Annotated in this window: 27 protein-coding genes and 1 pseudogene; 17 read left to right on the forward strand and 11 right to left on the reverse strand. The window is 29.6% G+C overall.

Translation table 11 applies throughout. The features are described from left to right. Positions 1-66: 66 nt before the first annotated feature. Positions 67-1713 (reverse strand): alkaline phosphatase PafA, encoded by a 1647-nt coding sequence (gene pafA, locus ACMHJW_RS03680; protein WP_413532069.1) that lies wholly within the window; start codon positions 1711-1713, stop codon positions 67-69. Between the two features lie 103 nt (positions 1714-1816). On the opposite strand from pafA, the gene ACMHJW_RS03685 reads away from it, so the two are divergent. Next, positions 1817-2269, forward strand: coding sequence for an SRPBCC family protein (locus tag ACMHJW_RS03685; protein ID WP_413532070.1), 453 nt, complete (start codon positions 1817-1819; stop codon positions 2267-2269). 51 nt (positions 2270-2320) lie between these two features. Here the strand turns inward: ACMHJW_RS03685 and ACMHJW_RS03690 are convergent, their stop codons facing one another. Further along, complete coding sequence (locus ACMHJW_RS03690) at positions 2321-2527, reverse strand: hypothetical protein (RefSeq protein ID WP_413532071.1); 207 nt, start codon at positions 2525-2527, stop codon at positions 2321-2323. Between the two features lie 131 nt (positions 2528-2658). On the opposite strand from ACMHJW_RS03690, the gene fumC reads away from it, so the two are divergent. The 3 genes from fumC to ACMHJW_RS03705 all read left to right on the forward strand — a co-directional run bounded on the left by fumC (position 2659) and on the right by ACMHJW_RS03705 (position 5082). Further along, positions 2659-4056: a class II fumarate hydratase gene (gene fumC, locus ACMHJW_RS03695; RefSeq protein WP_413532072.1), complete on the forward strand. Its 1398-nt coding sequence runs from the start codon at positions 2659-2661 to the stop codon at positions 4054-4056. A gap of 136 nt (positions 4057-4192) precedes the next feature. After that, positions 4193-4627: an antitoxin Xre/MbcA/ParS toxin-binding domain-containing protein gene (locus ACMHJW_RS03700; protein WP_413532073.1), complete on the forward strand. Its 435-nt coding sequence runs from the start codon at positions 4193-4195 to the stop codon at positions 4625-4627. Positions 4628-4629: 2 nt separating this feature from the next. Continuing rightward, positions 4630-5082, forward strand: a complete 453-nt coding sequence (locus ACMHJW_RS03705) for an RES family NAD+ phosphorylase (RefSeq protein ID WP_413532074.1) — start codon at positions 4630-4632, stop codon at positions 5080-5082. Positions 5083-5138: 56 nt separating this feature from the next. On the opposite strand, the pseudogene ACMHJW_RS03710 reads toward ACMHJW_RS03705, so the two are convergent. The 4 genes and pseudogenes from ACMHJW_RS03710 to ACMHJW_RS03725 form a co-directional block, all read right to left on the reverse strand. After that, a pseudogene (locus ACMHJW_RS03710) lies at positions 5139-7540 on the reverse strand (heavy metal translocating P-type ATPase). 186 nt (positions 7541-7726) lie between these two features. Continuing rightward, on the reverse strand, positions 7727-8482 hold the full coding sequence (locus tag ACMHJW_RS03715) for a DUF4241 domain-containing protein (protein ID WP_413532075.1): 756 nt from the start codon (positions 8480-8482) through the stop codon (positions 7727-7729). Positions 8483-8562: 80 nt separating this feature from the next. Then, positions 8563-9162, reverse strand: a complete 600-nt coding sequence (locus ACMHJW_RS03720) for a hypothetical protein (protein ID WP_413532076.1) — start codon at positions 9160-9162, stop codon at positions 8563-8565. Then, positions 9155-9730 carry a Crp/Fnr family transcriptional regulator gene (locus tag ACMHJW_RS03725; protein WP_413532077.1) on the reverse strand — a complete coding sequence of 192 codons (576 nt, stop codon included), beginning with the start codon at positions 9728-9730 and terminating at the stop codon, positions 9155-9157. Before ACMHJW_RS03725 ends, ACMHJW_RS03720 begins: the two co-directional genes overlap by 8 nt. Before the next feature lie 107 nt (positions 9731-9837). Between ACMHJW_RS03725 and ACMHJW_RS03730 the strand changes: the two genes are divergently transcribed. From ACMHJW_RS03730 to ACMHJW_RS03740, 3 genes are all read left to right on the forward strand, one after another. Next, a complete protein-coding gene (locus ACMHJW_RS03730) occupies positions 9838-10245 on the forward strand; it encodes an RrF2 family transcriptional regulator (protein ID WP_413532078.1) in 408 nt (135 codons plus the stop codon). Between the two features lie 73 nt (positions 10246-10318). Further along, entirely contained in the window at positions 10319-10975 is a 657-nt protein-coding gene (locus ACMHJW_RS03735; RefSeq protein ID WP_413532079.1) for an NAD(P)-dependent oxidoreductase, read from the forward strand. Positions 10976-11070: 95 nt separating this feature from the next. Further along, the gene (locus ACMHJW_RS03740; RefSeq protein ID WP_413532080.1) at positions 11071-11502 is read left to right on the forward strand and encodes a hypothetical protein; all 432 of its coding nucleotides are present in this window, start codon (positions 11071-11073) and stop codon (positions 11500-11502) included. Between the two features lie 53 nt (positions 11503-11555). Here ACMHJW_RS03740 and ACMHJW_RS03745 read toward each other — a convergent pair whose 3' ends face one another. Both ACMHJW_RS03745 and ACMHJW_RS03750 read right to left on the reverse strand, forming a co-directional pair. Next, positions 11556-11834 (reverse strand): hypothetical protein, encoded by a 279-nt coding sequence (locus ACMHJW_RS03745; RefSeq protein ID WP_413532081.1) that lies wholly within the window; start codon positions 11832-11834, stop codon positions 11556-11558. Between the two features lie 98 nt (positions 11835-11932). Beyond that, positions 11933-12298: a methylglyoxal synthase gene (locus ACMHJW_RS03750; protein ID WP_413532082.1), complete on the reverse strand. Its 366-nt coding sequence runs from the start codon at positions 12296-12298 to the stop codon at positions 11933-11935. A 102-nt stretch (positions 12299-12400) separates the two neighbouring features. Between ACMHJW_RS03750 and ACMHJW_RS03755 the strand changes: the two genes are divergently transcribed. Then, positions 12401-13450, forward strand: a complete 1050-nt coding sequence (locus ACMHJW_RS03755) for a 2Fe-2S iron-sulfur cluster-binding protein (RefSeq protein WP_413532083.1) — start codon at positions 12401-12403, stop codon at positions 13448-13450. A gap of 80 nt (positions 13451-13530) precedes the next feature. On the opposite strand, the gene ACMHJW_RS03760 is transcribed toward ACMHJW_RS03755, so the two are convergent. Further along, positions 13531-14853, reverse strand: coding sequence for a solute carrier family 23 protein (locus ACMHJW_RS03760; RefSeq protein ID WP_413532084.1), 1323 nt, complete (start codon positions 14851-14853; stop codon positions 13531-13533). 147 nt (positions 14854-15000) lie between these two features. Between ACMHJW_RS03760 and ACMHJW_RS03765 the strand changes: the two genes are divergently transcribed. The 5 genes from ACMHJW_RS03765 (at position 15001) to ACMHJW_RS03785 (ending at position 17533) form a co-directional block, all read left to right on the forward strand. Then, a complete protein-coding gene (locus ACMHJW_RS03765) occupies positions 15001-15222 on the forward strand; it encodes a heavy-metal-associated domain-containing protein (RefSeq protein ID WP_413532085.1) in 222 nt (73 codons plus the stop codon). 231 nt (positions 15223-15453) lie between these two features. Beyond that, positions 15454-16014, forward strand: coding sequence for a hypothetical protein (locus tag ACMHJW_RS03770; protein WP_413532086.1), 561 nt, complete (start codon positions 15454-15456; stop codon positions 16012-16014). Beyond that, on the forward strand, positions 16014-16481 hold the full coding sequence (locus tag ACMHJW_RS03775; RefSeq protein ID WP_413532087.1) for a hypothetical protein: 468 nt from the start codon (positions 16014-16016) through the stop codon (positions 16479-16481). The genes ACMHJW_RS03770 and ACMHJW_RS03775 overlap by 1 nt, the downstream gene beginning before the upstream one ends. 79 nt (positions 16482-16560) lie before the next feature. After that, on the forward strand, positions 16561-17112 hold the full coding sequence (locus ACMHJW_RS03780; protein WP_413532088.1) for a DUF1697 domain-containing protein: 552 nt from the start codon (positions 16561-16563) through the stop codon (positions 17110-17112). Between the two features lie 4 nt (positions 17113-17116). After that, positions 17117-17533 (forward strand): hypothetical protein, encoded by a 417-nt coding sequence (locus tag ACMHJW_RS03785; protein WP_413532089.1) that lies wholly within the window; start codon positions 17117-17119, stop codon positions 17531-17533. A 68-nt stretch (positions 17534-17601) separates the two neighbouring features. On the opposite strand, the gene ACMHJW_RS03790 is transcribed toward ACMHJW_RS03785, so the two are convergent. Next, on the reverse strand, positions 17602-18162 hold the full coding sequence (locus tag ACMHJW_RS03790; RefSeq protein ID WP_413532090.1) for a TlpA family protein disulfide reductase: 561 nt from the start codon (positions 18160-18162) through the stop codon (positions 17602-17604). A 70-nt stretch (positions 18163-18232) separates the two neighbouring features. Next, complete coding sequence (locus ACMHJW_RS03795) at positions 18233-18826, reverse strand: thioredoxin family protein (protein ID WP_413532091.1); 594 nt, start codon at positions 18824-18826, stop codon at positions 18233-18235. Between the two features lie 111 nt (positions 18827-18937). On the opposite strand from ACMHJW_RS03795, the gene recG reads away from it, so the two are divergent. The 4 genes from recG to ACMHJW_RS03815 all read left to right on the forward strand — a co-directional run bounded on the left by recG (position 18938) and on the right by ACMHJW_RS03815 (position 23746). Beyond that, positions 18938-21043, forward strand: a complete 2106-nt coding sequence (recG, locus tag ACMHJW_RS03800) for an ATP-dependent DNA helicase RecG (RefSeq protein WP_413532092.1) — start codon at positions 18938-18940, stop codon at positions 21041-21043. 178 nt (positions 21044-21221) lie between these two features. After that, on the forward strand, positions 21222-21386 hold the full coding sequence (locus tag ACMHJW_RS03805) for a hypothetical protein (protein WP_413532093.1): 165 nt from the start codon (positions 21222-21224) through the stop codon (positions 21384-21386). A 249-nt stretch (positions 21387-21635) separates the two neighbouring features. Beyond that, the gene (locus tag ACMHJW_RS03810; protein ID WP_413532094.1) at positions 21636-23159 is read left to right on the forward strand and encodes a catalase; all 1524 of its coding nucleotides are present in this window, start codon (positions 21636-21638) and stop codon (positions 23157-23159) included. 68 nt (positions 23160-23227) lie between these two features. Continuing rightward, entirely contained in the window at positions 23228-23746 is a 519-nt protein-coding gene (locus ACMHJW_RS03815; RefSeq protein ID WP_413532095.1) for an ankyrin repeat domain-containing protein, read from the forward strand. Positions 23747-23787 lie beyond the last annotated feature (41 nt).

Here is a 23787-nt window from a genome sequence, read left to right on the forward strand (position 1 = left end):
TTCTATAAAAATAAAAAAACGCAATTTATAAATTGCGTTTTTTAGGATTATATTTTTTTAATCAAATTATTTTTGATTGATTACTTCGGAAATCGGTTTTCCAATGTTTCCATTTGGTTCTTCAATATGTAATAAAGCAGCTAAAGTAGGAGCGATATCTGTCATCAAAACAGGATTATTATTTTTCCCATGTTTTATTCCCCATCCCATTAAAACAAACGGAATATGCGCATCATAAGATCCCCATGTACCATGTGTTGTTCCACCAGAATTTAGTTTTCCTCCATACCATTGTGGTTCTAGAATATAAGTTATTGCTCCGCTACGTTTGCGATTATATCCGTTAATCATGCGTTCTTTTATAATTGCAGGAATAGATGCTTCACCTATTTTATCCATATCAACGGCAAAAGAAATTCCGTCTACTTTTCGCATGAACTTAACAATTTCTTCTTTAATATCTTCTTCATCTAAATCATTTTGTTCGATAATATTATAATTTAAATGAACTTGATAATTTGATAAAGAACGAACAATATCAGCTGATTTAAATTTTTCTTGAAGTTTAGAATTTAATGCTTTTTTCACTTCTCCAGTTGGGAAATATCCACTATTCCCTTTTTTATCTTGAAAATATTTTGGATTATGAGCTCCACCATGATCAGCCGTTAAAAAGACTAAGTATTGTCCTTTTCCAACTTTTTGGTCAAGATGATTAAATAATTCTTCTAAATCTTTATCTAAACGTAAATAAGTATCTTCAGTTTCTATTGTATTTGGAGAAAATTGATGTCCAACATAATCTGTAGAAGAAAAACTAATTGCTAGGAAATCTGTTATTCCATTTGCATTTTGACCTAATTTTTCGTTATCAATAATTTCTATTGCAATGTCTTTTGTTAAAGAATTTCCGAAAGGAGTAGAGCGAATTAATCCTAAACCATTTTCTTTTTTCAATGTTTTTAAATCATAAGGGAATTGCATTTTATCTAATCCTTTATAATTTTCTCGGTATAAATTTCCTTCTTTCTCACTTTGTACGTATGTGTCAATAGGATAAAGCGTATTCCATTTATCTAAATATTTTTCAGCAACTTTTTTATTATTGAATTTTTGTAACCATTTTGGTAATTCATTCATATAAAAAGTACTCGAAATCCAATTTCCAGATTCTCCTTCAAACCAAAAAGAAGCATCTGCAAAATGTCCTGCTGGTAAGATTCCTCCACGGTCTTTTAAAGAAACACCAAAAACCTTTGAACGGAAATTAGTGGCTAATTTTAATTGATCTGTTATAGTAGAAGTTAATAGGTTTTTTGGAGACATTTTTCCTGCTTTAGAAGTTGTTCCAACGCCAATTACACTATCATCATCTGTACAATATACTTCTTTACCAGTCTCTTGAATAATAAAATCATTACCTGCAATTCCATGTATAGCAGGAACAGAACCTGTATATATTGTACTGTGGCCAATTGCTGTATAAGTAGGTATGTATGGAATGTATGTGTTTTCGTTGCTGAAACCTTCGTTTAACATACGGTTGAAACCTCCTTGTGAATAACGATCTTGGTAACGATATAAATAATCCCAACGCATCTGATCGACAACAACACCAACTACTAATTTAGGACGATTTACTTCTTGTTGTGCATAAAGCGATAAGCCTGCAAAAAGTCCTAAGACACTTAAAAAAGTCTTATTAAATCTCATGTTTAAAATTTTACAACAACAAATGTAATGATAAATTATTGGCGTAATTTTAAATAATAATTAAAAAATTAGTAAATTAAACAAAATCATAAAAAATAAAAATATGAGCGCAAAACCTGTAGAAATAGTAGAGATTTTCGATGTTTCAATTGATAAAGTTTGGAACGCTTTAACAACCAAATCAGCTTTTGATAAATGGTATTTCGATATAAAAACATTTGTACCTGAAGTTGGTTATGAGTTTGAGTTTTATGGCGGTTCATATTTACATCATTGTAAAATTTTAGAAATTGAACCAATGAAAAAAATGGTTTATACTTGGCAATATCCTATTTATGAAGGCAAATCAATTGTTACGTTTAAGTTGGAAGAATTGACAGATGAAATTGTTCCGCAAACAAAATTGACGTTAATACACGAAGGAATTGAGACTTTTCCACCAGATGATAAAAATTTCTCTCGAGAAAGTTTTGAAGCTGGTTGGACAGAAATTATCCGAATTAGTTTGAAAAATTATTTGGAAAGAAATTCTGATGAAGATTCGAAAGTAGAGTAAATAAAAAAAGGAACTTCGTCAAGTTCCTTTAATTTTTTCTATAACAGCCTATTATTTTTTGAATAATACTGTAACTCCTTCCTGATTTGGTAAAATTGGGCGAGGATCTTCTGCTGTTATTATTCCTGCTTTTTCTTTTCTTAAATTCGCAACCCAAAATGGAATCCATGAAATAGCCATCGTTGCAAAGAAGATGATACCCCAGAATCCGCATAAAGCGATTGTTAAGAATAATAAGAAACCTAAAAATTGAATCATGATTTTATTTTTATGTGATACAAACTTACTAAATAAAAATTATAGAAATACTAACATTAATCACTTTTCTTTCATGAAACGATTTCTTAAATTTGTGAGATAAGTTAACAATTATAAATACAAAATACAAAATGGAATACAGAATTGAGAAAGACACCATGGGGGAAGTAAAAGTTCCTGCTGATAAATATTGGGGTGCTCAAACAGAACGTTCTCGTAACAATTTTAAAATTGGTCCTGCAGCTTCTATGCCTCACGAGATTATAGAAGGGTTTGCTTATCTTAAAAAGGCTGCTGCATATGCAAATGCAGAATTAGGTGTTTTACCAGTTGAGAAAAGAGATGCTATTGCAGCTGTATGTGATGAAATCTTAGCAGGAAAATTAGACGATCAATTTCCATTAGTAATTTGGCAAACAGGTTCAGGAACTCAATCTAATATGAATGTGAACGAAGTTATTGCTAATCGTGCACAGGTTTTAGCTGGACTGAAAATTGGAGAAGGAGAGCCAGTTCTTAAAGCAAATGATGATGTAAATAAATCTCAATCTTCTAATGATACTTTCCCAACAGGAATGCACATTGCAGCTTATAAAGCTGTTGTAGAAGTTACAATTCCAGGTGTTGAACAATTACGTGATACTTTAGCTAAAAAAGCAGAAGAATTCAAATCTGTTGTAAAAATTGGTCGTACACACTTAATGGATGCAACTCCATTAACATTAGGACAAGAAATTTCTGGTTATGCAGCACAATTAACTTATGGTATAAAAGCTTTAAGAAATACATTGGCTCATTTATCTGAAGTTGCTTTAGGTGGAACAGCTGTTGGTACTGGACTTAATACGCCAGAAGGATACGATGTTTTAGTTGCTAAATATATTGCTGAATTTACAGGACAACCATTTGTTACTGCAGAAAATAAATTCGAAGCTTTGGCTGCTCACGATGCAATTGTAGAAACTCATGGAGCTTTAAAACAATTAGCTGTTTCTTTAAATAAAATCGCAAACGATATTCGTATGTTAGCTTCAGGGCCTCGTTCAGGAATTGGAGAAATTATTATTCCAGAAAATGAACCAGGATCTTCTATTATGCCAGGTAAAGTAAATCCAACACAATGTGAGGCTTTAACAATGGTTGCTGCTCAAGTTATGGGTAATGATGTTGCAATTTCAATAGGAGGAACTCAAGGTCATTACGAATTGAATGTTTTCAAACCAGTTATGGCTGCAAACTTCTTACAATCTGCACGTTTATTAGGAGATGCTTGTGTTTCTTTTGATGAGCATTGTGCACAAGGAATTGAACCAAATTATTCACGTATCAAAGAGTTAGTAGATAATTCATTAATGTTAGTTACAGCACTTAATACTAAAATTGGTTACTACAAAGCTGCTGAAATTGCTCAAACAGCTCACAAAAATAACTCAACGTTAAAAGAAACTGCAATTGCATTAGGCTATGTAACTGCTGAAGAATTTGACGAATGGGTAAAACCAGAAGATATGGTTGGATCTTTGAAATAAGAAATCAAAAATCATAATAGTAAAAGAGGTTATTTTTATAACCTCTTTTTTTGTGCTAAAAATTTTTAAATAAAAAAATAGGAAAATATTCCTTTATATAGTGGAAAAATTGTAACTTTAATAAAAGTTTAAAATTATGACAACTGTAAAAGAAAAAAAATATAACCAAATTATTGAAGGAGTTCCTGAAGTAAACGATTTTACGAATGTCTACTTTTATGTTAGTCGTTATAATATCGATCAAAAATATATACAATATCTTGATGAATTATCAACTCTGAAAGATGAAATAATCTCAAGTTGGTTGAATATTACAACACGAACATACAGAAATTACAAAACAAAAGATGTTTCATTAAAAGACAATACAAAGGAACATATTGTTTTATTGATTTCTTTGTACAAACACGGTTTAGAGGTTTTTAATACAAAAGATGATTTTGAAAAATGGCTAACAACTCCTAATTTGTTATTAGACAAAAAATCTCCAGCAGATTTTCTTGATACTGTATCAGGTTTAAAATTTATTGACAATCGTTTAACTGCGATAGAATTTGGAGAAAACGTGTAAAAATGCTAGTTTATAATATACGCAAGGCTAAATATGCGAAATCATTACAAGCTTCTGGAGTTGCAAACAGATGGAATAAAAATGATGAATTTGTAATTTATACAGGAAGTTCGCGTGCGCTTTCAACTTTAGAATTAGTTGTTCATCGAAGTTCTATTAGTATCGATAATTCGTATAAATTATTAGTAATAGAAATTGATTGTACTGAAAAGGATATTTATCAAGTAAGAAAACCTAAATTACCTAAGAATTGGCAATCTGTAGAAGCTTATCCAGAATTGCAGGAAATAGGATCTGCTTGGTATCAAGATTTTAACTATTTGCTAATGAAAGTTCCGTCGTCGATTATTCCGAAAGAATATAATTATTTGATAAATGTAAAACATCCAGATTTCAATTCGAAAGTGAAAATAAAAGAATTGGAGGATTATAATTGGGATGATCGTTTGTTATAAAAACAAAAAATCGACTAAGATCTTAGCCGATTTTTTTATTGATATTTTGAGAATTTTTAAATCTTTTTGTACTTCAATAATAAACTATTTGTAACAACACTTACGCTACTCAAAGCCATTGCAGCTCCAGCAATCATAGGATCTAATAAAAATCCGTTGATTGGATAAAGTATTCCCGCAGCGATTGGAATTCCGATTACATTATAAATAAATGCCCAAAATAAATTTTGATGAATTGTTTTTACGGTTTGTGTAGATAAGTTTATTGCATGATTTATTTTCGTTAAATCTCCACCAATTAAAGTTACCTCAGCAACATCAATTGCAATATCAGAACCATTTCCCATTGCAATAGAAACATCTGCTTGTGCTAGCGCCGCGCTATCATTAATTCCGTCTCCAACCATTGCAACAACTTTTCCTTTTTGTTGCAAATCTTTGATAATGTTCATTTTTTCATTTGGAAGAGCATTTGCAATAACTTGATCAATTCCGACTTGTTTAGCAATTGCATTTGCCGAAAATTCGTTATCTCCCGTTACCATCCAAACTTCAATTCCTTTAGCATGAAAATCTTTAATTGCTTCAACAGAAGTTGGTTTTATTTCATCAGAAATTCCGATTAATCCTAAAACTTTTTCATCATTTCCAAAGAAAGAAGTGTATAGTTTTTAGCAGAAAAATCTTGAATTGCTTGTTTTATTTTTTCATCAATTTGTAGATTCAACTCTTTAATCCAAGATGTTTTTCCTATATAATAATATTTATTTAATAGATTAGCTTTCAAACCTTTTCCTGAAATGTCTTCAACTTTTAATTCAGGTAAAATATCTTGTTTACCAATATATTCTGTAATTGCTTTTGCTAATGGATGTTGAGAATTATTTTCGATTGTATAAAGTACATTTTTTACAGTATCATCAAACCAAATAAGTTCCTGTACTTTTGGTTTTCCTTCTGTAATAGTTCCTGTTTTATCTAAAATAATTGTATTAATTTTTTTAGCAGATTCTAAACTTTCGGCATTTTTGATTAAGATTCCTTGTTCTGCACCTTTTCCTATTCCAACCATAATTGCTGTTGGCGTTGCCAAACCAAGTGCACAAGGACAAGCGATAACCAAAACAGTAATCATAGATAAAAGTGCCATTGTAAATGCATTTTCTTGACCTAAAATTAGCCAAACAATAAATGTTAAAACAGCAATAATAATTACAATTGGAACAAAAACGCCAGCTATTTTATCAACAAGTTGCTGTACAGGAGCTTTACTTCCTTGTGCATTTTTTACTGATTGAATAATTTGAGATAGGAGCGTATCATTTCCAACTTTCAAGGCTTTGTATTGAATTGGCGAGTTTTGATTTAATGTTCCAGAAAAAACATTAGAATTGATATTTTTCTCTACAGGAATTGGTTCTCCAGTTAAAGAACTTTCATCTATAAAAGATTCTCCCGAAACAATAATTCCATCAACCGCAATTTTATCGCCAGGTTTTGCTAAAATTAAATCGCCAATTTGAACGTTTTCTATTTTAGTTTCAATTTGATTTCCATCTTTTAAAATTAGAACTGTGTTAGGTTGTAAACCAATTAGTTTTTTAATCGCTTCGGATGTATTTCCTTTTGCTCGTTCTTCCATCAATTTTCCAATTAAGATGAAAACAATGATTAATCCAGAAGCTTCAAAATAAGGATGTGCATGCAATCCTTTGCTGTGCCAATATTGTGGAAAAAGAGTATTAAAAATGCTGAAAATATAAGCAACTCCGGTACTTAGTGCAACCAAAGTATCCATATTAGCCGATTTATTTTTTAATTGTCTCCAAGCTCCAACGAAAAATTGTTGACCAAAAAGAAATAAAATTGGAGTAGAAAGTGCCCACATAATATAATTTGCATAAGGCATATTCATAAAAAACATTCCGATGATAAAAAGAGGGACTCCAAAGATTAAAGACCAACTTACTTTATTCTTCAGGGATTTATATTTTTCTTCATGTAGTTCTTCAATTTCCTTATCTTGATTGGTAGATTCATCAATTACTAAATCATAACCAACATCTATTAATGCTTTTTTTAAACTTTCTGGAGAAGTAAGAGCAGGAATATATTCTATTTTTCCCATTCCATTTCCATAATTTACTTCCGCATTTACAACGCCAATCTGACGTTTTAGATTTGCTTGAGAACTACTTGCACAAGAAGCACAAGTCATATTAAGAACTGGATACGATTTTTCAATAGAATCAATCTTGAAATTATTTTGTTTCAAAATTTCGTATACTTTTCCTACTGCTTTAGGTAATTTTTTTGCTGTAATGGAAACCGTTTTACTTTTTAAATCCACTAAAAAATTATCAATATTCTCAATTTGAGAAAGCAATTGATTTAATTTATCTACTTGTTGCTCAGTTTCTAAATTAAGAACAGGAATATATAGAGTTTGTTCATTCATAACAGTAATTTTATAAGACAAATTTCGGAAGATTTATACTCGAAATTATTATATAATTTTAGGTTAAAGTTACACCTTTTACTTGAGTCATTTTTAGGAATAATTGAGTTGAAAGAATTTAATTTTATAACCAAAAAAAATCCTTCAATTGCTTGAAGGATTTAATTTTATTTTTAGAAAAATGAATTATAACCATTCATCATCATCTTCTGAATCTTCTAATTCAGCATCGATGAATTGAATATAAAATGCAACAATTTCTCCTTTTTCGTTGTATCCGAAATATGCAGGATAAATTCCTTCTCCAAAACCAGCTTGAAAAATTGGTGATTTGAATTCTGTATTTGGAATTGTCCAATTGATCCAATCTCCTTCTTCTGATTGATATTTAGGATTGTTTTTTGCGTTTTCTACGAATAATTTATTGAAATAATCATCATATAAATTAACATCGTTTTTGCTTTCAAAATCATCAATAAATTTTACAAAAGAATCTTTTGCTTCTGCATCTACAATAGTTGCTAAACCACTTTCGATAGAGAAACCAAAGTATTCACCTTCTTGTAATTCGTCAATCAACTCGATTCCTTTCATTGCTTCTTCATAACGAACAGGTTTTTCGTTTGTAAATGCAACTTTTACACATCCAATTAAATTCTCAACATCACCATCGTCTTCAAATTTTACGATGCTTGCAGTTACAGGAAAATCACCTTTTGGTGTTTCAAGAAAATAAGGATCTTTGTCCATTGATAAATATTCACCTAAAGGGTCATTTACAAAAATTTTACCTGATGGTAAAGAAACTTCTCCCATTTGAATTTGGTCGATTTCTACACCGCCAATTTCTTTATCTGTAAAATATTTTTCTAAATCATTAGGAGCTAAAGTAAATTCTCTTTTAGATTCCCAAGTTTTTAACCATTCTGCTGTTGGTTGCATAAATTATTGTTTTAAAGTGATACAAAATTACACTAAATAATGATAGTAACTTAACTTTTATATGTTAGTCAAAAATTAAATTATCTTAATTTTTTTCTTAATTCGTTCTTATCAATATCATATTCTAAATGCAAGATTGAAATTAAATCATCTTCAGAAAGTAAATTATTTTTATAATATTGAATTAGAAAAGGTTCAATTTTAGAAAATTCGTTTAATGATTTTTGTAAAAAATATGCTTCAATAAATTGATTATCTTTTGTTTTTAATGTAATAAGATTACTAATTCCGTGCGAACCTTCAGGGGTTTGGAACTCACCAAATTCTTTCACAGCTTTTCCTTTATAATCCGAATTATCAATCACAATAGAATATAAATCGTTTATAGAAAAAGTTTGATCTTTTACAGAAATTGAATCTTTTGTAAAAGTCAACTTTCCATCAAATTTACCTTTTAATTCTGTAGAAGGTTTTTTAAAATAACCATTCCAATAAGCGACAGCGGTTGCCAAAAGTCCAATAAAAATGTAATAATACGTTTGATTTTTAAAAACTTGCAATTCTAAAAAAACAAAACTAATCACACTAACAAAAAGAAATGATAAAATAACTTTTACAATTTGTTTGTTATTTTTCTTAGGTTTTTCGGGTACAAAAATTTCGAAACTATATTTATCCATGTGCTATTTCTTTACGAACTCTACTTAAGCTTTCTGGTGTGATTCCTAAATAGGAAGCAATCATCCATTGTGGTATACGAGAAAGTTGTTTGGGATAAAGTCGTACAAACTCTAAATAACGGGTTTTTGCAGAGGCACCAAGCAATAAATTAATACGATCTTGTAAACTACGTACATGATTTTGGATTAATTTGTTTTGTGCTGCTAAATAATTAGGATTTAAACTTATAATTAAATCATTTAATTTTTCATTTTGCAAAATAACTGTAGAATCTTCAATTGCTTGAATATAAAATTTTGATTTTTCTTTACAAAATGAACTATTTCTATCGCTTACAATCCAGTTTTCAATACCAAATTGCAAAACGTGTTCTTTTCCATTATCATCAATTGTATAAGATCGGATAACGCCAGATTCAACAAAAAAATAATTTTCAGAATACTCGCCAGGTTGCATAATAAATTCATTTTTTTTATAATGTTTTACAACCAAAGCACTTTCAATTTTAGTCCATTGTTCTTCTGTCAGATCAATAATACTTGATAAATGTTTTTTATAATTTTCCATACGTATTGCAGTATTCTACAAATTTATAAGAAATTAATGAATAAAATTGTATCAAATTTTGTTACAATTAAAATTTAGTGATATCTTTGCATCATTAAATCATAAAAATGAACAATTTAAGATTTGCAACAGCGATTCATATTTTAGTTTTAACTGAAAAATTTAAAGGACAATTAATTACTTCTGATTTTATTGCAGGAAGTATTAATGTAAATCCTGTTGTGGTTCGCCGTGAGATAAAATTCTTAAAAGAAGCAGGTTTTATTGATTCTAAAAAAGGAAAAGAAGGAGGGATTCTTTTAGTTAAAAATGCAGACGATATTTTGCTTGGTGATATTTATAAAATTGTAAATCAGGAGAATGCTTTTGGGAGAATGAATCATACAAATCCGGAATGTCCTGTTGGAAAACAAATGAATCATCATCTCGAAAAATTATTCTATCATGCCGAATTAGAATTAATCAGATCATTAAATAATAAAACTTTAAAACAGTTTTCTGATGAATTTCAATAAAAAATTTTTATCTTTAAATGTAACAAAAATAATTACAATATAAATAGTTAATATTAAATCAAAAAATTATAAAATGAGAATAGCAGTTATTGGAGCTACAGGTTTTGTAGGCTCACACATCGTAGAAGAATTAGTGAATAGAAATCAATCTATCAAAGCATTTGCACGAAATACGGATAAGGTTTTGTATCATAAAAATGTAGCAAAAGTTGCTTTGGATGTAAACGATATACAAGCTTTAGCAGCAGATTTAAAAGGAGCAGATGTGGTTGTAAGTGCTTTCAATGCAGGTTGGACAAATCCGAATATCTACGAAGATTACATGAAAGGAGCAAAAGCTATAGAAGAAGCAACTAAATTAGCTGGTGTAAAACGTTTGATTGTAATTGGTGGAGCAGGTAGTTTATATGTAAATAATCAGAAGGAATTACAAATTGTAGACGCTCCTGATTTTCCTGAAGAAATAAAACAAGGTGCTTTAGCAGCAAGAGATTATTACAATATTCTAAAAGAAAACAAAGATTTGGAATGGACAGTTTTTTCTCCAGCTCCAGAAATGCATCAAGGAACTTCTGGCGAAAGAAAAGGAGTATATCGTATTGGTGAAGATGTTCCTGTTTTTAACGATGAAGGACGTAGTATTTTGTCTGTAGAAGATGTTGCAGTTGTGATTGCAGATGAGATTGAAAATGCAAAACATATAAATAAAAGATTTACAGCTGCTTATTAAAATTCCTAAATAAATTTAATCTAAATTTATTCTTGTAGAACAATTCTGTATTTTTTGGTACGATTTATGAAAAATACAAATTAAATACAAGAATAATGAAATTATTAATCGCAATAGGAAGTTTTATCCTAAGCTTAGGATTTGTTCTAGCATGCTCTTTTCTAAATCTTGGTGTTTTTTTTAATCAACTACTTGGAATAGTATTTTTGTTCGGAAGTATATTTATGGGTTATTTAGGTTTTGTCTATTTATTTGATTACCTAGATCATTCAAGATTATTAAAAAAAGGAGTAAAAGTAAAAGCACATATTATAGAAATAAAAAGAGGCTTATTAGGAGAAAATCATTTACCAGATTATGTCGTTGAAGTCTTTTATAAACATCCAAGCACAAAGCAAATATATTATACAGAATTTGAATATTTTGGTGATGTTAATGCAAGTGAGATTCTAAAAAAAGGAAAAGATGTCGATATTTTGATAGATCCTCAAAATCCAGAAAATATTTATTACAAAAATGCAATTTAAAAAGGCTGTCCTAACAAATAAGACAGCCTTTTTTATTTTATATAAATGTAATATTATTTTATGTAAATTTTATTTCCGTTTTCGTTAATGTAATATTTACCACCTTTTGGTCCCACATAAACTTTGTGTCCGTTGTAGGTTCTTGCTGTTGATTTTTTTGTAGCCGTTTTTTTCGTTTGCTTTTTAGTAGTTGGTGTTTTTTCAACCTTTTTTTCTGAAGTTACTTTCTTAGTTGTTTCTTTTGCTGGAGTTTTTGTTTGAGCAAATGCTATAGACAATCCTGCAAATAGAAATAAACTAAGCACAATAGCGGTCTTTTTAAATAATTTCATAGTGTTTTATTTTTAAATTGATTTTTTATTAAATTAAAATTTTATCTAATATAAAACAAATTATCATACAAACTTACTAGAATAAACTTGAGATTAATTTATTTCAAATGATCCAATAACATTTCTGCAGTAGCAGGATTTGTAGCTAATGGAATATTATGTACATCGCACAATCTCAATAACATATTTACATCTGGTTCATGCGGATGTTTTCCCATTGGATCTCTAAAAAAGAAAACCATGTTTGTTTTTCCTTCCACAACACGAGCCGCAATTTGTGCATCACCACCAAGTGGCCCAGATAAATAACGTGTCACTTTTAACCCTGTTTCTTCAGCATATTTTCCTGTAGTTCCTGTTGCCACAAATGTAATATTGTTTTTGGTTAAAATATCTTTGTGCTTCATTAAAAAGTTAACCATTTCGGCTTTTTTTCCATCATGAGCAATTAAGGCTATTTCCATATATTTTTTTCCTATTTAATCTAAAATCTTACTTTTGTACAAAGTTAGCAGAACAATCTTAAATAATAGAATTGTTTTAAGAATTATAAATAGTATACGACTATGAAATTTAATTTATTAACGGTAAAAGAAATTGTAAAATTAACAGATGATGCTGTTCAAATTTCGTTTAATGTGCCAGAAGAATTACACGAAGATTACAATTTTTTACCAGGACAATATATAACACTTAATATAAATGGAGAGCGAAGAGATTATTCTTTATGCGAATCTCCTAATGATAAGAAATGGAGTATTGGTGTAAAATCTCAACCAAATGGAAAAATTTCAAATTATTTAGTAAATGAATTGAAAGTTGGTGATCAGCTCGAAGTTTCTACACCAAATGGACGATTTACAATTCCTACAAAACCAAACGAAAAGCGAACATTATTAGCTTTTACAGCAGGAAGTGGAATTACGCCAATTATGAGTATGTTAGAGTTTACGTTACAAACTGAAGAATGGGTTAATTTTCATATTTTTTATGTCAATAGAAATGAAAATTCGATTATGTTCAAAGAGCGTTTAACGGAATTAAAACAAAAATATCCTAACAATCTTTTTATTCATAACTTCTATACTCGACAAGATCAAGAAAATTTCATTTACAATGGACGAATTGATGAAAAGAAATTTGATTTAATTCTGAATCAAATTATTGATATCAATGAAGTAGATGAAGCTATGATTTGTGGGCCTGAAGAAATGATTTTAACATTAGCTAAAAAAATTAATCAAGCTGGAATTATTGATAAGCATATTCACTTCGAAATATTTAATCCTTCTATAAAAGCAGAAGATATTTTCATTAAACACGACGAAGGCCCTCAAACAGTTCAGGTTACTGTCACACTTGATGGAGAAACTTCTGAAGTGACGTGGGATAGAAGTAAAAACTTAATCGATACAATGTTAGAAGCTGGTATTGATGCACCTTATTCATGTAAAGGAGGTGTTTGCTCGTCTTGTATGTGCAAAGTTACAGAAGGTGAAGTGCATATTGGAGAAAACTATGTATTGACAGATTCTGATTATGAAGAAGGAATGACATTGGCTTGTATTTCTCGTCCAAAAACGCCAACATTATCAATAGATTTTGATGAAGTTTAAGAATTAAAACAATATCGAAATTATATCAAATAAAAAAGACGAGCTGAATAAAACTCGTCTTTTTTGTTTGATTATATAGTTTAATTTTCTTCATCAAACATTTCCTTGAAGGAAACATATTCTCTTCCAGGAAGGATTAAATTTAAAGCAACTCCAATAATCGAAGCCAAAGCCATTCCTTCTAAAGAAAATAAATCTCCGATATGGATTGCTGCACCGCCAATTCCGATGATTAGAATAACAGATGAAATGATTAAATTTCGTTTAATTTTAAAATCAACTTTATTTTCGATAAGCATTCTCAAACCACTTGAAGCAATAATTCCAAATAATAAGATTGAAACACCGCCCATTACAGGAGTTGGAATTGTACTTAATAATGCTGAAACTTTACCACAAAATCCAAATAAAATGGCAAAACAAGCTGCTCCAATAAATACATAAATACTAAAAGCTCTTGTTATTGCTAAAACACCAATATTCTCACCATATGTTGTGTTTGGTGGTCCACCTAAACAAGCTGCAATCATTGTTGCAACACCATCTCCCAACATAGATCTATCCAAGCCTGGATCTTCTATCAAATCTTTATTTACTACTTTACTCAGAACCAATTGATGTCCTATATGTTCTGCTATTGGAACAATTGCAACAGGAATCATCAGGAAAATAACATACCAAGACAATGTTGGCGTGTAATCTACAAAAGGAACTGTGAAATCTGGAATCATCAACCATTTAGCTTCTATAACAGGATTTAGATCAACAACTCCCATAATAATAGCAAAAAGATAACCACCAATAATTCCGACTAAAACAGGAATTACACTCAAAAATCCTTTACTAAAAATAGCTGTAATTATCGTAATAATCAATGTAACAAAACCAATTGTAACATAAGTTAAATCGTATTCACCAGAAGGGTTATTCGTTACCATTTTTATTGCTGTAGAAGCTAATCCCAAACCAATTACCATAATTACTGGTCCTACAACAATAGGAGGAAGAAGTTTCATCAACCATTTTGTTCCGGCAGTTGCGATTAATAGTGCTACCAATGAATACGTAACGCCAACTAAAAAACTACCAACCAAGAAACTTCCTGTTGCAATCCCACTTTCTGGATTTGCTTCTAAAGCTTTCATTGCGATAATTGGATTGATAAATGCAAATGAAGAACCTAAATAAGAAGGTACTTTTCCTCTCGTAATTAAGATAAAAACTAAAGTTCCGATTCCGCTCGAAATTAATGCAATAGCTGGCGACATTCCTGTTAAAGCAGGAACTAAAACTGTTGCACCAAACATTGCGAAAAGATGTTGTATACTTAATAATATGCCTTGTCCTAATTTCGGTTTTTCGTCGATTGCTAGGACAATATTTTGGTCATTTTGTTGACTCATTTTAAAAAGAAATTGAAATTGTATTGTTTAAGTGCAAAAGTAGCTTAAAACGATTAATAAGAACAGAAATCATATAACTATTTGGCTAAATATTGTAAAGGATTTTGAATCAATTCTATCGAAATTTGAAATACAAAACAATAAATTATGGAAACAAAAGAATTAAAATTCAAAACAAATATAAATTGTAGTGGTTGCGTAAATAAGGTAAAACCTTTTTTGGATAAGTTACAAGGTTTAGAATCTTGGAAAGTTGATACCGATAATCCTGATAAAATTTTATCGGTAAAAGCTAATCAAACAACAGATGAAGAAATTATAGATACAATTGAAGAAGTTGGTTTCGAAGCTGAATTAATTCAGGAATAATAAATATTTTTTCGTTAAGAACTTATTTTTGTGATTATATTAAATCGATTTAATCTCAATTCAATCTTATTTTGAATTGAGATTTTTAATTTTCATTCTTTAAATTATTTTTTTTGATTTATTGGCTTCTCATTAGCTGATAAAATTCAATATATTTTTCGTCTTTTTCTGATAAAAATTAGTCTATTTTTTTAGAATGAGTCATTAACTTTGCAACTTCAAAAGTTAGCTGTGCAAAGTAAACGCATTATAAAATTTTTCACGATACTGATTATTTTTCTTATTCAGTTTCTGTTTCTATTTTCCATAATAAACGAACGAATAGAAAATGATCTTGTTCCTTATATTATTCTTATACTTTGTGTTTTATTGCTAATTGCATATCGAAAATTTCCTTTGCATCATAATGAATATTCATTTGATCGAAAAACCTTGGTTTTATGGATTCCGATTGCTGCTCTTGTTACATATTTAATCAATAATCAACTTGGTTTAGGAGGAGTATTTTCGGTAGGAATTATCGGAACTTTAGGTTCTTTCTTAACAAAGTTAAATTCTCGTTCCGAATATCTAAAACAAATCGAAGCACCTATATATTGTGGCGCTTTCATTGGAATGACTTCCCTTGATTTTAAATATGCTTATTGGATGATTATTACAGCTGGTGTATTTACTGCTTTGTTATTTTTTGCCACAAAATCGTTATTTGTTGGTTTAGGAGGAAAGCTCGGTACTTTAGCTTTTATCGGTGTTTTATTAAGTATGTTGTTGTTCAAATTAATTGTAGGATAATGATTGAGTTTCTAATTTTAATGATGTGTTCTATAATTGCTTCATTAATAACTTATGAATTAAATATCCGTTTCAAGCAAGGAGCTGTTCGTGCTTCATCTATGATTGCAATGATTGTTGGAGGTTTTTTCTATTTCTTTCCCACAATTTTACCCGAATTTTATGTTAGAAACATTCCATTGTATATAATAGGAGGAACTTTCATCGGAATGGTTACATCAACAGTGAATATAAGTTACTTTTCTCTAGTTTTTTCGCCAATTTTATTTGCTGTTTTATTGCATTACACAAGCAAAGTTTTCAATGGTTATGGTGGAGCATTAGGAACAACAGCTTGTATTTCGCTTATGTGTACAATGGCTTTTCCGATTATTACAAAGAACAAAAAAGTAACGTATGGTTATAGATTAATTCGAATAATTTTTAAGAAAAGAAGAAGAAATAAAATCATTAAACGAAAAGTTTAAATAAAATTAGTTCTATAAATAAAGAGTTTATATTCTAAATTTCTATTATATTTATTTTCATAATTTTAAAACAAGTTTCTTGAATACTTTTATTGCAATTCTAAGAGGGATAAATGTAAGTGGTAAAAAAATCATTAAAATGGATGTTTTGACCAAACTCTTGGAAGAGCTTCAACTAGAAAATGTTACAACTTATATGCAAAGTGGTAATGTTGTTTTTTCTACGAATTTGAATAATACAAAAGAAATTGGTGATCTAATTCACGATAAAATTGTAGAAAGTTTAGCATTCGAAGTTCCTATCTTAATACTTACTATCGAAAAATTACAAAAAATAATTGATAACAATCCTTTCACAAAGGATTTAGAGATTGATAAAGAATTTTTGCATTATACATTTTTAGCAAATAAACCTTTGGAAATTGATCTGGAAAAAGTAGAAAAATCGAAAACTGAAGAAGAGCAATATTTTATTACAGATGATGTGGTTTATTTATATTGTCCATCTGGTTATGGAAAAACTAAATTGAATAATAATTTTTTCGAAAATTTATTAAATGTAAGCGCTACAACGCGTAACCAAAATACAACAACAGCTTTATTACAATTAGCTTTAATGAGAGAACTTTAAATTTATGCATCCAATTATCCGAAATATTTTAGCATTTTTAATAGGATTATTTCTTGCAAATATTGTTAATATAAGTTTGATTATTTTAGGAAACAACGTAATTCCTGTTCCAGAAGGAGCCGACATTTCCTCAACAGAAGCTATGCAGGAAACAATGCATTTGCTAAAACCACAGAATTATCTTTTCCCATTTTTGGCTCATGCATTAGGATCATTCACAGGAGGATTTGTTATTGCAAAATTAGCAGCTAAAAGCAAAATGAAGTTAGCATTGGCTTTCGGAATTTTATATTTAAGCTTTGGTTTATACATGATTGCTGTAATTCCAGCTCCAACATGGTTTTCTATTTTAGATGGATTTATCGCATATTTGCCAATGACTTATTTTGGTGCAAAATTAACTTTATTAAAAAGAAAGTAGAAATTATATAGATATAAAAAAAACGTTATTAATTGATTAATAACGTTTTTTTATATTTTGAATAAAATTTATTCAGCAATTAACTTGTCTAATAAATCATTAATTTCTTTATCGTTCCAATCTCTTGTTTTTGTTTCTTTCAGAACAACATCTCCTTTTTTATTTAAGATATAAGTTGTAGGAAAAACCTTTGGCAACATATTGTTCGAGATTGGGCTATTTGGTTCGTAAATGGGCATTGTATAATTGTTTTTTTGCAAAAATGGATTAAAAACAGTTGGTTTATCCTGAATTGCAATCAATACAAATTTCACTTTTTGTCCTTTTGCTTCATATAATTTCTGAATTGTAGGCATTTCTGAAACACAAGGCGGGCACCAACTTCCCCAAAAATTTAAAAAAACAACTTCACCACTTTTCTTAAAATCAATTAAATTAGTATTTGTAGCGCCATTATATCCAAGTAAATCAATATCATAATCACTTTCTGATAATTCAACATCAGAACCAGCAACATGGCTATTATCTTCTATTTTACTTTTAAAAAATGTGCCGATTGGCGTAAACATAATAGCAACTAAAGCAATAACTACAACGATGGCAAAAATAATTTGTTTATTTCCTTTCATTTTCTTTTTTCAATAAAGTCTTACACAAAGATGCGAACAAATAACAAGTTGAACAAATTCAAAAAAATGATTAATCAACTCTAGTTTCATCAATTAAATCTAAAATTTCATTTACAATATCTTCACCTTTATTTGTGTTGTAATATTTTTGTAAATCTTCGTGAAAATCATCTGCCGAATATTTATCTGGATTATTTTTGAAACGAGCTAACATTTCCATTCCAGCTTTTGGACGAGGACCAAAACGGAAAATTTCTTCATTATCTTCATTCACGCCAATAATAATCGGAATAGAAGCAGCTCCATTTGTTTTATATTTCTCCATCAATTCCAAATTCTCATCACGTAAAACATAATGCGTCGAAACATTTAGCGTATTTGCTAATTTTTCTACAACAGGAATAATCTGAGAAGCATCTCCACACCAACCTTCAGTAATTACTAATAACTTAAAATTATTTGCTGGAGATTCAACACGTTTTTCTTGAGCAGGATTTAGTTTGAAAGTTTTGTAAATTCTATTCATACGTTGCAATCCCAAAGCATAATATTGTACATATTCTTTCGGATCGTCATTCTCTATCTCATTTTCCAAATCATCTTCAACTCTTGTAATATAAGCTTCGTAAGATAAACCTTTGTCGATGTATTCTGTTAAATTCATTTAATTCTAATTTCTTACAAATATAAAGCAATTCTTCGAGCTTATTTTGTAACAATGATGACATTGTTTGTCGTTAAAAATTGGTAAATTGCGACTTTCGAAAATAGAAAAATGTATCAGAATCCATTAAAAAAGACAATAGAATATTTAAAAGGTGCTGGACCAGAACGTGCAAAAACTTTGCAAAGCGAATTCAGAATTTTTAGATACGAGGATTTGATTCAACATTTTCCGTTTCGTTATGTTGATAAATCAAAATTCTACAAAATATCTGAGATTTCTTCAACAGCTGCCGAAATTCAATTGAAAGGTAAAATTGTTCAATTAGAAGAAATTAACCAAGGAAAAGTAAAACGATTAGTCGGAAAATTTCAAGATGGAACAGGAACTTTGGAATTGGTTTGGTTTAAAGTTTCTTCGTGGCAAAAAGAGAAATTGAAAAATGATCTTTTTAAAGAAGTTGTGATTTATGGAAAACCAAATTTATTCAACAATAATTTTAGCATCACACATCCAGAAATTGAATTAGTTGAAGATACAAAAAATATTCCGCTTGGATTGTTTCCTGTTTATCCGAGCACCGAAAAGTTAACAAAAAAAGGAATTACAAATCGTGTTCTACAAAAAATGATGATGAATCTTTTTGCTGAAAACATTGATATTCCTGAAAATTTACCAATAAATATTCTCAATCATTATAAATTAATTGGCAGAAATGAAGCTTTGAAAGCAATTCATTTTCCAAAAGATGTAACAGAGCTAAATGCAGCAATTCGTCGCCTTAAATTTGAAGAATTTTTCTTTCTAAATCTTGCAAATTTATCTCAAAAAGCAGTTAATAAACAAAAGAATAGAAGTAATCCTTTTCCAGAAATTGGTCATTATTTCAATACATTTTACAATGAATATTTACCTTTTGAATTGACAAATGCACAGAAAAGAGTAATTAAAGAAATTCGTTCAGATCTTCGTCAGCCAGCACAAATGAATCGTTTGCTGCAAGGTGATGTAGGTTCAGGAAAAACGATGGTTGCTTTATTAACGATGTTGATTGCCATAGACAATGGTTTTCAAGCTGCATTAATTGCGCCAACTGAAATTCTTGCAATACAACATTACGAAAGTATTACTGAATTATTAAACGGATTAGATGTTTCAGTAGAATTATTGACTGGTTCTGTAACAAAGAAAAAACGTCAACCAATTTTAGAAAACCTTGAAAATGGAAAGCTTAAAATAATTATTGGAACACACGCTTTGCTAGAAGATAGTGTTATTTTTCAGAATTTAGGTTTAGCTATAATTGATGAACAACATCGTTTTGGAGTTGCACAACGCGCTAAATTTTGGAGAAAAGCAAAACTTCCTCCACATGTTTTAGTGATGACAGCCACACCAATTCCACGTACACTTTCAATGACATTGTATGGCGATTTGGATGTTTCTGTAATTGATGAATTACCAAAAGGACGAAAACCAATTAAAACGCTTCATAAAACAGATGCGCATCGTCTGAGTGTTTTTAAATTTATGAAAGATGAAATTGCGAAAGGTCGTCAAATTTATGTCGTTTATCCGTTAATAGAAGAATCTGCGAAGCTAGAATTGAAAGATTTGATGGATGGTTACGAAAGTATTTCTCGTGCTTTTCCGCTGCCAGAATATGCAATAAGCATCGTACATGGACGACAAAAACCTGTGGACAAAGAATTTGAAATGAATCGCTTCAAAAATAACGAAACTCAAATTTTGGTTGCAACAACTGTGATTGAAGTTGGTGTAAATGTCCCGAATGCTTCTGTAATGATTATCGAAAATTCTGAACGTTTTGGACTTTCTCAATTGCATCAGCTTCGTGGTCGAGTTGGACGAGGAGCAGAACAATCATATTGTATTTTGATAACAGGAGGAAAGTTAAATGAAGTTTCAAAACGTCGTATACAAACCATGTGCGAAACAAATGATGGTTTTCAAGTAGCAGAAGTAGATTTGGAATTACGTGGGCCAGGTGATATGATGGGAACACAGCAAAGTGGCGTTCTTAATCTTAAAATTGCCGATTTAGCTAAAGACAAAGAAGTTTTGTATGCTGCAAGAAAATCTGTGGAAGCCATTCTTTCGCAAGATCCAACGCTTTCTTCTCCAATTTATGAATTAACAAAAAAATATTTTATAGAAAATCATAAGGATAAAGTAGGTTGGAGTCAAATTTCTTAAAATTTAACATTCAAAAAACAATTTCGAACTTTTTTGGTACAGTTTATGTTTTAATACAATAAATATAAAAACACTTAATTATATTAGAAACTTTTAATTTTATCAATTGTGTTAAATAAAATTAACATCGATTTTTATTTTTAACACAAAATTAACGTCAACCAAAAAATTAGCGATTATGATGTACACAAATTTAGAACTTATCAGAACTCCTCAAGGAGTAGAGGTTGAAGGAAACTCATTATGGATGTTCAACCAACATTTGAATTTAATGGTATTAATCACTAATAAATCGATAAAAATTAAACCTTCGATGTCATTCCAACGATTTAGAAAAAATTAAATACTATTTATTATATATATCAAAAACCGCTGATTAAGCGGTTTTTTTATTTCTAAAAGTTGCAATAGTTTTTCTTTATTAGTTTATTACTAAATAATATATCTCTAATTTATTGATTATAAATAACTGAATTATAATTATTATAAAAATTAATTATATCTCATAGATTTTATAGATTTGATTTATAACTATACACAACCTAGTTTTGCTTTGTCTTAAAATAATAAAACAAAGAATAAAACTATAATTATGATTAAAAGAAGTTTAGTATTAAGCTTAGCATTTATTTCTACAATTGGATTTGCTCAACAACTAACGACAAACTCTGGTGCTCCAGTTGGAGATAACCAAAATTCTAAAACAATAGGAAATAACGGACAAGTTTTGTTGGAAGATATTCATTTAATTGAAAAATTAGCAGCATTCGATCGTGAACGTATTCCAGAACGTGTTGTACATGCTCGTGGAGCTGGGGCTTTCGGAGAATTTGTAGCTGATAAAGATTTTTCTGATGTTACAATGGCCGATTTTTTATCTAAAGCTGGTAAAAAAACACCATTATTTGTACGTTTTTCTACTGTAACACATCAACAAGGTTCACCAGAAACATATCGTGATCCACGTGGTTTTGCTGTTAAGTTCTATACAGAACAAGGAAATTATGATTTAGTAGGAAATAATTTACCTGTTTTCTTTATTCGCGATGCGATTAAATTTCCAGATATGGTACACGCATTCAAACCATCTCCTGTGACAAATGGAGCATCTGATGCAAATCGTGTATTTGATTTCTTTTCTAATTTGCCAGAATCTACTCACATGTTAACATGGTTATTTTCTGATTACGGAATTCCAGCAAATTACCGTCAAATGGAAGGAAATGGTGTGCATGCATACAAATGGGTAAATGCTAAAGGTGAAGTTACTTATGTAAAATATAAATGGGTTCCTCAACAAGAAACTAAAAATTTAACTCAAGAAGAAGCAGATAAAATTCAATCTACAGCAATTGAACATGCAACTTTAGATTTGCGTAATGCAATCGATAAAGGAAACTTCCCGAAATGGGATTTATATGTTCAATTCTTGAAAAGAGAAGATTTTGACAAATTAGATTTCAATCCTGTTGATGTAACAAAAATTTGGCCTGAATCTATTGCTAAATTGGTTAAAGTTGGAACAATGACATTGAATGAAAATCCGACAAATTACTTTCAACAAGTTGAGCAAGCTGCTTTTGCTCCATCAACTTTAGTTCCTGGAATCGAAGCTTCTGAAGACAAATTATTACAAGGTCGTTTGTTTTCTTATGCTGATACACAACGTCATCGTTTAACAGGGAATTTCCAACAAATACCTGTGAATGCGCCAAAAAATAATGTAAAAACATATAATCAAGATGGTTATATGTCTATTCGTGAACAAAAAGGAGATGTTAATTATCAACCTTCAACAAATGTTCCTGAAGTTGTAGATAATGCAAAATACAAATATTCGAAATCGGTTTTTGCTCCTCAAACTGCTACTACACAGCATGTAATTGATAAAGAAAACAACTTTGCACAAGCTGGTGATTTGTATCAATCATTCTCTAAGAAAGAGCAAGATAATTTAATTAAAAATTTATCTGGAGCTTTAAATTCGGTTAAAAATAAAGTAATTGTTCAAAAAATGATTGCACATTTTTACCAAGCAAATAATGAATATGGAAGACGTTTAATGAAGGCTACAAATACTTCTATGAACGACGTAAAACAATTTTTACCAAAATAATTCTTATTGGATTGGAGTCGATTGAGTTCGGCTCCATGACTTTCATCTAACATTAAATCATATTTATTATGAAAAAATATATTTTTTTAAGTTTATTTCTATTGAGTTTTTCTTCAATTTTTGCACAAGATTTGTTTAGCGCAGCAAGAGAAAATAATGTGAAGCAAATAGAAGAATTACTATCAAAAGGAAGCAATATAAATGAAGCGAATGAACGCGGATTTACACCTTTAATTTTAGCTGTTTATAACAATAGTTCAGATGCTGCGAAATTATTATTATCGAAAGGAGCAAATCCTAATGCTCAAGATTTATCAGGAAACAATGCATTAATGGGAGCTACTTTTAGAGGATATCCAGAAATGACAAATTTATTAATTGCAAATAAAGCAGATGTTAATCAAGTGAATTTTAATGGCGCTTCTTCTTTGATTTTTGCTGTAACATTTGGTCAAAATGAAATTGCTGAAAAATTGATTGAATCTGGCGCTGACTTAAACATTAAAGATAATACAGGTAAAACAGCTTTAGATCATGCTGTTTTACAAGAAAATAAAGTAATGATAGAATACTTATCTCATAAGTAATTTTTTATATTTTTTAGTTAAAATTAAAAAGCCATTCAGAT

Origin of the sequence: Empedobacter brevis, from assembly GCF_965118635.1 — a bacterium.
Taxonomy (GTDB): Bacteria; Bacteroidota; Bacteroidia; order Flavobacteriales; family Weeksellaceae; genus Empedobacter; species Empedobacter brevis_A.